The organism is Streptomyces sp. NPDC048664, assembly GCF_040650555.1.
Lineage (GTDB): Bacteria > Actinomycetota > Actinomycetes > Streptomycetales > Streptomycetaceae > Streptomyces.
On sequence record NZ_JBEZHK010000004.1, the window covers coordinates 166301 to 178069 of the forward strand.

An 11769-nucleotide genomic window follows, 5' to 3' on the forward strand; every position below is an offset into this window, starting at 1 on the left:
CCCATGCCCGCCTTCTCTCCCTCCAGCCCCCTTCCCCTCTTCACCGACGAGCTCCTGACCAACCCCTACCCCGCGTACGGCGCCCTGCGGAGCACCGGCGCCGCCGTGCACCTGGAGGAGTACGGCGTGTGGGCCATACCCCGGCACGCCGACCTCGCCGCGATCCTCAAGTCCCCGGACATGTTCGGCTCCGAAGGCGGGATAGCCCTCACCGCCCTCGCGAACCAGGAGATCCTCGCCGGCACGGTCCTCGCCTCCGACGGTGCGCGGCACGCCAAGCTCCGCAAGGTGCTGTCCAAGCAGCTCGCTCCCCGCGCGATGAAGGCCCTGACCCGCCGGATCACCGACCGCGCCGAACGCCTGGTGGACCAGTACACGAAGCCGGGCCGGTTCGACGCCGTCGCCCTGGCCCGCCACATGGTCTGCGACACGGTGATGGAGCTGATGGGCCTGCCCGACGCGGACCGACAGGTACTCCTGTCCGGCGCCGCGGCGACTTTCGACGTGTTCGGCCCGCACGGCGACCGCTACCAGCAGGCGCTGCCGCTGGCGTCCCGCATGGTCGAGATGCTCCACGAGAAGCTGATCCGCGAGAACGTGCCCCCCGAGTCGTGGATGGGGGCCATCTTCGAAGCCGTCGACGCCGGGCAGATCGAGGAAAGCGACGCGGTACCCCTCGCCTCGGCCTACACGGCCGCAGCCATCGACACCACCGTCCTCGGCCTCGCCGACTGCCTCGTCCAACTCGCCCGGCACCCGGAGCAGTGGCAGGTCCTCCGCCGCGACCCCGTCCGCTGGGCCACGCCCGCCTTCCACGAGGCCCTGAGACTCGAAGCCCCCATACAGGGCTTCGGGCGGCTGCTGACCAAGGACACCGACATCGGCGGCGTCCACCTGCCCGCGGGCGACCAGGTGTGGCTCCTGTACGGCTCCGCCGGCCGCGACCCCCGCCACTGGGGAGACGAAGCCGACATGTTCAACATCAGGCGCCTGCGCAACCACCAACACCTCGCCTTCGGCGGCGGACCGCACCTGTGCGCCGGCATCCCACTCGCCGAGCTCCAGGCCCGATCCGTCCTGCGGGCCCTGGCCGCCCGCTGCTCCCACCTCACCCTCGACGGCGAGCCGGTCCGCGTCCTGAACAACCTCCTGCGCGGCTACAGCAGCGCGCCGCTCGCCGTCGAACTCACCCCCCGCCCGTCCGCCTCCGACGCCCCGGCCCGCTCGACCGAGACGTGCCAGCAAGGACCCGTGACATGACCCTCGCGACCCTCGTGACTCGCACCGCTTTTGAACGGGCACCCGATCTCGCCCCGGCCGCCCGGCCGCGCCGGGTCGGGCCCGACTGGGAGGTCCTGCTCATGCCCGAGCAGCTCGGCCGGCTCCTGACGAGCGCCCTCGCGGGAAGACCTGCCCGGACCGCTCCTTTGGGCTGGGTCTTCGCGCACGCCGGACAGTGGGGGATCTTCCTCCCCCCGGAGTCCGACGAGCCCGCCTGGCCGTCGGACACGACCTACCTCAAGGCAGGCTCCAGCTTCACCCTCCCCACGCTCGGAGCCCGGCCGGACGCGTGGACGAGCGCCTCCGGATGGGTGAGCCGGGACGGCAACCGGCTCAGTCGACCGCTGCTGGTCCACCCCGTCCTCACATCCCTCGCCGCCGACGCATAGGGCCCCGCCTCCGCTACCCAACAGCAGCAGCCATAACCGCTGCCAGCCGACCCGGAGGCGCGCCAGCCACCCGAGCGCACCGCAGACACCGAAGCCGATCCGCACCGTCTGACCAGGAGACGTCCGTGCAAGCCCTCAGCGCCCCACCTTCCACGAACCAGGCCCCCGAGCGGCGCAGCCCCCTGTACATCGCCCCGCTCGCGGGCGAGTTCGCGTGCGACGTCACCGTGCTGTTCGACGAGAACGGGCACGTCTACTTCGCCGACGAACGGCCCGAGGACCGCGACGTCGACGGCCTGCTCTGGGAGCGGTGGGGCGGGAGTCCGACCGGCGAGCCGGACTGGGCCGCGCACCACCCCGCGCGCCAGTGCGAGGTCATGGACGGGCGGCCGTTGTGCGGGGTGTGCAAGGGCGACCCGGACCGCGACGAACGCGGAACGCTCTGGCTCCTGCACGCCGATGAGAACACCCGGGCGCTCGTGTCCTTCCCCATCAGCATCACGACCGCCACGCCCGCGGTCTGCATCCCGTGCGCCCGGCGTGCCCTGCGCGCGTGCCGGGAACTTCAGGGCGGGTTCATCGCTCTGCGCGTGCGCGAAGCCCCGGTCATCGGCGTGCGGGGCACCCTGTACTCCCCCACCGACCCCCCGCAGCCCAACCAGGTCGTCCGCTTCGGCGATGACGCCCTGCACCGGCTGGTCGCCCGCCAGCTGATGCGCGAGCTGATCAACGCCGAACTCGACGTGACCACCCTGGTGGCGGCTGACTTCCCCACGGCCGGGCCGGCCGTGGGCGCGCTGTCGGGCCCTGGCCCGGTGTGGGGGTGACCGCGATGCGCAAAGCGGCACTCTTCGACCTGGACAGCACTCTGACCGACCACGCGACGGCCTTCGCCAGGTGGGCGGAGGAGTTCTGCGCTTCCACCGGCATCCCCTTGTCCGCGCTGATGAGAGCCGAGACGCTCCATGGCGGCGCCCGCCACGCGTTCTTCGCCGACCTCAAGAGCGCCTTCGGTCTTCGGCGCTCCATCGCGTCCCTGCACGCCGACTACCGGCGACGCTCCGCCGAGCTCGTGCCCTACCGTCCCGAGGTCTGCACCGCCATGCGGCAACTCGCCGACGAGGGCTGGGAGCTGGGCGTCATCACGAACGGATCGCCCGACGCGCAACGCCGCAAGCTCGAAACCGCTCGCCTGACCCGCTACTTCGTCTCGGTCGTGATCTCCGGCGAGTACGGCATCCGGAAGCCGGACGGGGCCCTGTTCCAGGTCGCTCTGGACGACTTGGGCGTCGACGACCCCGCCCACGCGGTGATGACCGGCGACTGTCTCATCGCCGACATCGGCGGCGGGCAGCATGCGGGGCTGCGCACCGTATGGATCGCCCACGGACGTACCCGCCAGCACCTCGACCCGGAACCCACCCACGTGGCGCACGACGTGGTTGAGGCGGCCACCTGGCTGCTCGACAACCCGCCCCGTCCGCAACGACCCTCTCCCCTCTCTCTTGCGGGCGGGTGAGTCACCTGTGCGAGGCAAGGACATCGCCCGGCTGGTCACCTTCCTGATCGCCGTCGAGGTGATCATCACCGCCGCGCAGCTGCCCACCCCGCTGTAATCCGCGCCGAAGCGAGGCCGCGCGGCATCTGCTCCGCCGGCCTCACCGCACCCCGTGGCGCCCGCGATCCGCGGGCGTCGAGCCGCACGACACGACAACCGCCGCGGTCCCCCGCAGGACCATCGAACAGAACGGACTTCCATGGCTGGGCGTATCGAGGACTACGCACTCATCGGCGATCTCCAGACTGCCGCGCTCACCGGCCGCACCGGGACGATCGACTGGTTGTGCCTGCCCCGGCTGGACTCGGAGGCCGTGCTCGCCGGTCTGCTGGGCACCCCCGACAACGGCTACTGGCACATCGGCCCGTCGGTGCCCGAGACCAGCCCGCGCCCCGCGGCCGACCGCCGCTCCTACCGCGGCGACACGCTGATCATGGAAATGGAGTGGGACACCCCGACCGGCACGTTGCGCGTCACGGACTTCATGCCGCCGCGCACGCACGCCGACGACACGCCGCGCCTGGTGCGGATAGCCGAAGCCGTCACCGGAACCGTCAACGTAGACGTCGCCCTGTCCTTGCGCTTCGACTACGGCAAGGTCGTGCCCTGGGTCCAGAAGACCGCCGACAACCGCACCCGCGCGGTCGCCGGCCCCGACGCGGTCTGGCTGGACACCGACGCGGAAACCCACGGCGAGTCGCTGACCACACGCTCCCGCCTCACGCTCGGCGAGGGCGAGCGCACCACCTTCACCCTGAGCTGGCAGCCCTCCTACAAAGGCGCGCCCGACAAGCTCGACATCGACCAGGCCTTCGAGGACACCGAGAAGTTCTGGACGGACTGGGTCTCGCGATGCACCCACAGCGGCCCCTACCGCGCCGCGGTGATCCGCTCACTGATCACGCTCAAGGCGCTGACGAACCCGCTGACCGGGGGGATCGCCGCAGCGGCGACCACCTCGCTGCCGGAGGAGATCGGCGGCGTCCGCAACTGGGACTACCGCTACGTCTGGATCAGGGACGCCGCGAAGATCCTCTCCAGCCTCATGCGGGCCGGCTACCTCGACGAAGCCCGCGCCTGGCGCGAGTGGCTGCTGCGCGCAGTCGCCGGCGACCCGGAGAACCTGCAGATCATGTACGGCATCGCCGGGGAGCGCGAGATGCCGGAGACCACGCTGGACTGGCTCGTCGGCTACGAGGGATCGACACCGGTACGCATCGGCAACGGCGCCGCCGGCCAGCGCCAGCTCGACGTGTACGGCGAAGTGATCGGGACTCTACACCTGGCCGCCCTGTTCGGTCTGGAACGCGACGAGACCAGCAACACCCTGCTGACCAAGCTCGTGGAGTCGGTCGAGACGCACTGGCGTGAGCCGGATGCGGGCATCTGGGAATCACGCGGTCCCGCCCAGCACTTCGTGCACTCCAAGGTGATGGCCTGGGTCGCGGTCGACCGGGCCGTCAAACTCGTCGAGGACGGTCATGCCGACGGCCCCGTGGAGCAGTGGAGGAAGCTGCGGGAGACCATCCACCAGGACGTCTGCGCCAACGGATACGACGCCGAACGCAACACCTTCACCCAGTACTACGGCAGCAAGGACCTCGACGCCGCGCTGCTGCTCATCCCCCAGGTGGGCTTCCTGCCGGCAGACGACAAACGGGTCATCGGCACCATCGAGGCCGTCCAGAGGGAACTCTCCACCTCCGACGGGTTTGTCCTGCGCTACCCGACCAACGGTGACGACGTCGGCATGGACGGGCTGCCGGGTGATGAGGGTGACTTCCTCGTCTGCGCGTTCTGGCTGGCCAAGGACCTTGCGATGATCGGCCGCTACGCCGACGCACGCACCCTGTTCGAGCGCCTTCTCAGCCTGAGCAACGACGTCGGGCTGCTGGCCGAGGAGTGGGACTCGAAGCTGCAGCGGCAGCTCGGGAACTTCCCGCAGGGCTTCAGCCACCTCGGCGTCGTGGAGGTGGCCCTCGAACTGGAACTCTGTGACCAGCGTGCATCGCTCCCCGCGCTCGAGGGAGCGGCCCGATGAGTCGGAACGCTCTTGCCGAGGGCTCGCCCCCAAGGGGCGCCGCTCCCGTGCCGGGTTCCGCAGGCGGCAGCTTCGTGGCCCCCCGGGACGTCGTGGTCGTGACCGCCGACCGCATTGATCGAGCCTGCCATGACGCTCTGAAGTCCCACTACGAGCGCCACCCCAACGTCCCGGTCGTCCTGATGGCCGACCTCGTCGGTGCTCACGACATCGTCGCTGTCGCGCCGTACGGCGTGGCAGCGGTGGTGCGCACCGCCGAGCTGCACGGCGACCCGGACCTCCTCCAGCGCGTGAAGGCCCTGGCCGCCGAAGGCGGGCACCGCCTCCCGCCTGGACTGGGAAGCAGCATTCGGACCGCCGCGGCCGAGCCGACGCGTCAGCAAACGCTCGGGCAGCCCGGCATCCTCTTGAAGCCCTCGGAGGTCGACGTCCTACTCCTCGTGGCTGAGGGGCTGACGCGTATGGGCATCGCCCGGCGGCTCGGGCGAAACCCCGAGCAAGTCCGGTCCACGCTCAAGAACATCTTCGTTCGGCTGGGCGTACACCAGCGGGCCGAGGCAGTCGCTTACGCCGCCCGAGCGGGCCTTTTGTGGACCATGTCCGAGCGGGAGGCACGGTGAGTCCTCTGCCCCCTCAGCCGGCACGCGTCGATGCTCCCGTTGCCCCTTCCTCGGCACCGGCGCCCTCCCTGCGCGGACACCGCAGCTTCCGGACCTACTGGCTGGGCGAGGCAACAGCCCTGGCCGGCTCGTCGGTCTCCGCAGTCGCGCTCCCGGTGATCGCAGCGATGGAGCTCGACGCCGCCCCGGGCCAGGTCTCCATGCTCGCCTCCGCCATGATGGCGCCCGCGTTCCTCCTCGCGCTGCCCGCCGGCGTCGCGGGCGACCGCTTCTCCAAGAAGCGGCTGATGGTGGGCACCGACCTCGCGGCGGCCGCGGTGGTCACGGTGGTCCCCGCCTGCTGGGCCACCGGCACGCTGTCCATGCCGGTCCTGTACTGCGTGGCGCTCCTGCTGGGGGCGCTGACGGTGCTGCACCAGGCCGCGGCGATCGCCATCGTGCCCGAGCTGGTGGAACCCGAACTCGTGCCCGATGCCAACGCCCAGGCGATGGCGGCCTTCGCCGTCGCCGGATCCGCCGGAACCTACGTCGGGACCGCCGCGGTCAGTCTGCTGGGCGCCGCCCGCTGCCTGCTCCTGGACTCCGCGTCCTACCTGATCAGCGCCTGGTACGCCTCACGCATCTCCACCATCCACGCTGACCGGCATTCAGCCGTCCCGCGCACCGGGATGATCACGTCGATCCGTGAGGGCATGGCGCACGTACTGCGAGATCCGCTCCAGCGGCCCCTGGTCCTGACGATGGCCTACCACGCGTTCGCCGAGGCCATCGTCACGACGTACTTCGCGTACTACCTGCTGACCGAACTCGACTACGGCGACATCGGTCTCGGACTGGTGCTGGGCGCGGTCGGGGTCGGCAGCCTCGTAGGCGCCCTGGTCGCCAGCCGGATGGTGCGCCTGCTGGGACCCGGAATGGTCCTGCTCGTCGGCTTCGCCGCGTACCCCATATGCGGGATTCCGCTCCTTCTCGCCCGCTCCGGACACGGGTGGTTGATCACCTTGGTCGCCGCCAGCGCCGTCAAGGCGGTAGCGGTCACTGCGGCCGCCTCCACACAGCGGTCGCTCCGCCAGCAACTGTGCCCATCTCACCTTCAGTCCCGTGTCCAGCAAACCTCCGTGTGGCTGGTTGCCGGGGCCCGGCTCCTGGCGACCCTGGCGGCCGGCGCCGTCGCTGCCGTGGTCGGTGTGTGGGCCGCGCTGCTGACCGGCACGGTGCTCCTCCTCAGCCCAGTAGCGCTGCTGTGGGTCTCGCCCGTCCGCCATTTGAAGGTCATGCCCGACGGCGCCACCACAGTGCTGCCCGCTCAGATCAGTCGACCGATGGAAGAAGGCGCAGACCGTGTCCACTGATCGCGCTCGGTACGACGCCGCCTCTTCCCTCGTGCGGCTGCAGAGCCCTCGCCAAGCCTTCCCCACGTCCTGTGTCCCCGCCTTGAAGGAATCTCCCGTGAAGGTCTCGATTCCACCAGACCGCATCCCCCTGGGCCGCCAGCAGCAGGCCTTCGTTCCGCGACAGCGTGCGCGCGCTGAACGCCGTGGAGATGTGTCGGCGGCACTTGCCCTGCGCGATCTGTCCTTACGCATCTCGGTGGCGGTGGCGGGCCTTCTCCTCGCCGTGCGTGCTCCCCTGCCGGGGCTAGCCCCGACTGGGCAGTACGCCGTCTTCCACACCCCCTCCGCACGGCCCCAACCGGTTCGGCCGTGGGCTGAGTTCACGGTCGCTGGGGGCCTGGCATGACCACGGTGACGACTGCTTTGGACCGTGACGCCGCAGCGTCTCGCCTGGGCTTGCTGCGTCGCGTGCAACTGGAGACGGTCCTGCGACGTGAATCGGGCGACAAGCGGATCGCTCTGTACGTACTGGTCGGCTCCCGGCAGGATCCCGCTCCCCGTCTCGCCGCCGCGCAGGCCCTCGCGACCCGCCTGGGCTGGACGGTCGCCGATCGCACCTTCGACGTCACGGGACCGACCGACCCGGCCACACGCCCACAGCTCGCCCGGCTGCTCGCCGCGGCCCGGCGCCGGGAGATCCACGGCATCCTCGCCGCCTCCCGGGTCGATATCAGCGACGACGACAAGGAGTACGAGGCGATGCTCGAGCACATCCGAACCCTGGGCGCCGGACTCGCCCTCGCGCGCGAGGAGAACGTCCTGTGACCGCACCGAGAATGCTCGCGGCGGAGGTGACGACAAGGAGCCCGGAGACGATCCCTCCCCCCGGACGCCTCGATCTGCCCTTCATCGAGACAGGTAAAAAGCTCACCGGCGCCGCGCGGGCGGAGTTCGCGAAGAAGGTCGTGGCCGCCTACCGCACCCCGGGCCGCACGGTCACCATCCGGGAGATCTGCGAGGCGACGAACCGGTCCTACGGAGCTATCCACTCTCTCCTGAACGAGGCCAAAGCCACCAAGCGCGGGCGCCGCACCGCCGGCACGGAAGAGCAGGTGAGCTCGTGAACGAGCCCCACCCGTCCGAACCGGGCTACCCCGCTCTCGCGGAGGACTTGCTGGGCCGCGCGCAGCGGGCCAAGGAGCACTGGCGTAAACCCGGCGCCGAACGTTTCGATCTGTCACCGCATGCGCTCGCGGCCCTCGCCCAGACCCAGCACGACAATGCCGCCGGGCTGAAGCGGATCGTCGAACGGCTCGGGCAGTGGCCGGGCCGCAGCACCGTGGGGGCGGACGCCTGCCAGGCCGCCGTGGACATCGCGGTGCACAGCGACCACAACCCGGCGCTTCAGCGGACGCTGCTTGGTCTGCTCCGGAGAGCCGTGGAAGCCGGTGACGCCACCAGCGCCCAACTTGCTCACCTGCACGATCGCTGCTTGGTCAACGTGGGGCAAGCCCAGCTGTACGGAACCCAGCACTGGTACCGCCCCGACGGGCTCCTCGAACCGCACCCGATCGCCGATCCCGAACAGCTCGACACCCGCCGAGTCGGCGCGGGCCTGCCGCCGTACACCGACCAGGCCCGCCGCCTGCGCGAGCGACACGGGCCGATCGCCTCCTTATCCGCCCCCGCCGCGGTGAGGCCCACTCCTGCACCCGACACACGCGCGGCGTGACCGCGCCACGAACCCAATCCACCCGAACCGTTCCTGCGTGCCGCCACCCGTCCAAGGAGATGCCCCCTTGTCCCTTGCACAGCCCACCTTCGACAACGAAATCCGCGTCGTGTGCTGGAACATCGAGCACAACGGTCGCGGCCGACACGGAGGGGAGGACCACCGCGAGCTGGCCCGCGACATCCTCGCCTCCATCAAGCCGCACGTGGTGCTGCGCCAGGAGCTGACCGGCGCTTGGGACCGCGGGAAGGCGGACCTGTACGCCGAGGCCAACCGGCTCGGCGGCCTCGCGCCGTTCATGTCCGCCCCGCGGGAAGGACGCAGCCGCAACCCGGTCGGCGTGATGGTCGACCCCAACGTGTTCTTCGTCGACGGCGACTTCGAACACGACATGCCGTGGAAGCCGATCTGCAATCCCCGCGTCCGCCTCAAGGGCTACCCGAAGCCGATCGACCTCGCCTCGGCACACCTGTGCCACTTCGACCCGGACCTGCGCGCGACCGAGGCACGGCGGCTCACCACCCTCGCCGACAACAGCCGCAGTGCCCTGTTGGGGATGGACGCGAACAGCTACCCGCACCGCACGGACCTGGAATCCGTGGCGCTCCCGGACTGGGACAGGGTCGAGGACCGCGTGCACTACCAGCACCGGACCATCGAGCGCGCCGGCCGACGTGTCTCGGACACCCGACCGGACGAGATCCTTTCCGGCGGAAACCCGGTCTTCACCGACCTCGGCCTGCACGCCGCCACGGTCCTCGGCCAGCCCGGCGCCCTCGCGGCTACGGCGAGCCTGAAGCGCACCGACCAAGGACCCGCCCAACGCATCGACCGCATGTACTGCACCCCCGACCTCGTGTCGGCCCTGACCGCCTTCGAGGTCCTGGCAACCGACGACGTCCGAGCGGTCTCCGACCACGCCCTGCTCCTCGCGCGATTCGACCTCGACGTCCTGCGCCGAGCCCTCACACCCACCCGCTGACACCTCAACCTCTGGGGGGACCTTCGTGCTCATCAACGCAGCGATCTGCAACTTCGAGAACAACGGCGGTGGCGACCGCGACCTGTGGCAGCGCATGCACGACCGCCTGGCCTCGCTCAACCTGCATCTGCTCCTGCGGCAGGAGATGTGGAACGCACAGGACAACGGCAACGAGCTCGCGGACGCGGCCGAAGCCGTGCTGGGCATGCCCGGTTTCATCGGCCGTGAGTGCTGCACCGCCGTCTACCACGACCCGGACCTCTTCACTCCGGTCAGCGAGTACCCGAAAACCGGCCCCGTGTGGGCGCTCCCGCCGACCGTGTGCAGCTTCCAGCTCGCCGGAACGGCCCCCGGCGCCGCCCCGCTGATCGTGGGCTCCTACCACCTCAACTACTGCTCCACCACGACGCGCCTGGCGGAGGCCGAGTGGTTGACCAAGTGGAACGACCAGTGGGTGAAGGACGGCGACCGGTACGTCCACTACCCGGCACTGCTCGGCGGCGACAACAACAGCTACCCCGTCGTCGGCACCCCGGGAGACCCGGCCCTGCCCGTTCTGGAGGAGATCCGGGACGAGCCCCACCGGGCGCATCGCTCCTACCTCGGGGCGGACGGCGTGCGCCGGATGGACGACCGACCCGACGACACCCTGCGCACCGCCGGCCTCCAGGACGTCGCCCGCCATCTCGTCGCGGCCACGGGTGACACCAGCGCGGTCGCGCCCACGGTCGACGCCTGCGACACCCACGGCCCGAAGGCGCGCATCGACCGGATCTACGCCAGCCAGCAGCTCCTGCCCGCCGTCCGCGAGGTCGAGGTCGTCGACATGACGGGCCTGTCCGACCACCACACGGTCGTGGTGCGCCTGGACCGGGACACCCTCAGCGAGATCCTCAACCACCCGCTCACCCGGGTGGCGTGACCGATGTCCACCTCCCAAGGAAGGACCGCGGCATGAGTGACCCTCGTCCCGTGCAGATCGATCTGCTCCCGGACCTTGATGGCGATGTGTGTGAGGAGCTCGCGCTTCTGGCTCAGCGATGCATTAGCGGGTATAGCGACGATCGGCCGGTCAGCGCCTCCCTGGTGCGCTCGCGGCTGACGAACGCGCTGACCGGCGTGCCGCCCGTCCTCGCGGTGGCCCGTAACGGGCAGGGCCTGGCCGGCTGGTGTGCCGTGCGGCGCCCGGAGCCCGGTGAGGCGAGGGCGCGGCTGTGGGGTCCGGTCGTGGAGCCGTCGGCGCGCCGAGCACATCTGGGTCGGAGGCTGCTGCAGACGGTGGTGGACGCGGTGCAGTGGCCGCTGGTGACCACGGACGTGCCCGTGGACCGGGATGGCGCCGGCATGTTCTTCACCAGGTCCGGGTGGGAGGTGCTGCACACCATCACGGTGTTGCACGGCGCCCCGTCCGCCGACGGGCCCGGCGCCGTCACCGCAGTCGGCCTCACCGGGCTGGAGGCGTACGTCGCCGCGGCCGGCCGCCGGTTCGCCGGTCTGGAGGCGTCGTTCGCCGAGGCGACGCTGCCGCGGTGGCGGGACGACGCACGCTTCAGCGCCGAGACGCTGCTGCTCGACCCTCCGACCGGGTCGCTGCTGCTGGCCCTGGTCCAGCGAAACACCACCGGCAGTGAGCTGCTGGTGGCCGAGGTGTGGGCCGCCGATACGGAGGTCCGCAGGCGGCTCATCGCCCAGGCGCACGCCCTGGCCGCCGAACGACAGGTCGCGACGGTGCGCGCGGTGACGCGGCAGGACCCGGCCGACTTCACCGCCAGCGGCATGCGCGTCACCGGCCGCTGCCACACCTACACCCTTCCCGGCGAGCGTTGAGCCCC

Annotated in this window: 13 protein-coding genes; all 13 read left to right on the top strand. The window is 70.8% G+C overall.

From position 1 onward, the window contains the following. Positions 1–3: 3 nt before the first annotated feature. Positions 4–1260: a cytochrome P450 gene (locus AB0C59_RS06235; RefSeq protein WP_355273320.1), complete on the top strand. Its 1257-nt coding sequence runs from the start codon at positions 4–6 to the stop codon at positions 1258–1260. Further along, positions 1257–1670, top strand: a complete 414-nt coding sequence (locus AB0C59_RS06240; protein WP_355273324.1) for a hypothetical protein — start codon at positions 1257–1259, stop codon at positions 1668–1670. The genes AB0C59_RS06235 and AB0C59_RS06240 overlap by 4 nt, the downstream gene beginning before the upstream one ends. A 125-nt stretch (positions 1671–1795) precedes the next feature. After that, the gene (locus tag AB0C59_RS06245) at positions 1796–2497 is read left to right on the top strand and encodes a hypothetical protein (protein WP_355273326.1); all 702 of its coding nucleotides are present in this window, start codon (positions 1796–1798) and stop codon (positions 2495–2497) included. Positions 2498–2502: 5 nt separating this feature from the next. Then, positions 2503–3189: an HAD family hydrolase gene (locus AB0C59_RS06250; protein WP_355273329.1), complete on the top strand. Its 687-nt coding sequence runs from the start codon at positions 2503–2505 to the stop codon at positions 3187–3189. A gap of 238 nt (positions 3190–3427) precedes the next feature. Continuing rightward, the gene (locus AB0C59_RS06255) at positions 3428–5269 is read left to right on the top strand and encodes a glycoside hydrolase family 15 protein (RefSeq protein ID WP_355273332.1); all 1842 of its coding nucleotides are present in this window, start codon (positions 3428–3430) and stop codon (positions 5267–5269) included. 98 nt (positions 5270–5367) lie between these two features. Then, complete coding sequence (locus AB0C59_RS06260) at positions 5368–5889, top strand: LuxR C-terminal-related transcriptional regulator (RefSeq protein WP_355273334.1); 522 nt, start codon at positions 5368–5370, stop codon at positions 5887–5889. After that, positions 5886–7241, top strand: coding sequence for an MFS transporter (locus tag AB0C59_RS06265; protein WP_355273337.1), 1356 nt, complete (start codon positions 5886–5888; stop codon positions 7239–7241). Before AB0C59_RS06260 ends, AB0C59_RS06265 begins: the two co-directional genes overlap by 4 nt. A gap of 450 nt (positions 7242–7691) precedes the next feature. Then, the gene (locus AB0C59_RS06270) at positions 7692–8048 is read left to right on the top strand and encodes a hypothetical protein (protein WP_355273340.1); all 357 of its coding nucleotides are present in this window, start codon (positions 7692–7694) and stop codon (positions 8046–8048) included. Then, positions 8045–8347, top strand: a complete 303-nt coding sequence (locus tag AB0C59_RS06275) for a helix-turn-helix domain-containing protein (RefSeq protein ID WP_355273342.1) — start codon at positions 8045–8047, stop codon at positions 8345–8347. Before AB0C59_RS06270 ends, AB0C59_RS06275 begins: the two co-directional genes overlap by 4 nt. Continuing rightward, positions 8344–8955, top strand: coding sequence for a DUF6624 domain-containing protein (locus tag AB0C59_RS06280; protein ID WP_355273344.1), 612 nt, complete (start codon positions 8344–8346; stop codon positions 8953–8955). Before AB0C59_RS06275 ends, AB0C59_RS06280 begins: the two co-directional genes overlap by 4 nt. 67 nt (positions 8956–9022) lie before the next feature. Continuing rightward, a complete protein-coding gene (locus AB0C59_RS06285; RefSeq protein WP_355273347.1) occupies positions 9023–9937 on the top strand; it encodes an endonuclease/exonuclease/phosphatase family protein in 915 nt (304 codons plus the stop codon). Positions 9938–9962: 25 nt separating this feature from the next. Then, positions 9963–10859, top strand: coding sequence for an endonuclease/exonuclease/phosphatase family protein (locus tag AB0C59_RS06290; protein WP_355273349.1), 897 nt, complete (start codon positions 9963–9965; stop codon positions 10857–10859). A 32-nt stretch (positions 10860–10891) separates the two neighbouring features. Then, positions 10892–11764, top strand: coding sequence for a GNAT family N-acetyltransferase (locus tag AB0C59_RS06295; RefSeq protein ID WP_363001361.1), 873 nt, complete (start codon positions 10892–10894; stop codon positions 11762–11764). Positions 11765–11769: the final 5 nt, after the last annotated feature.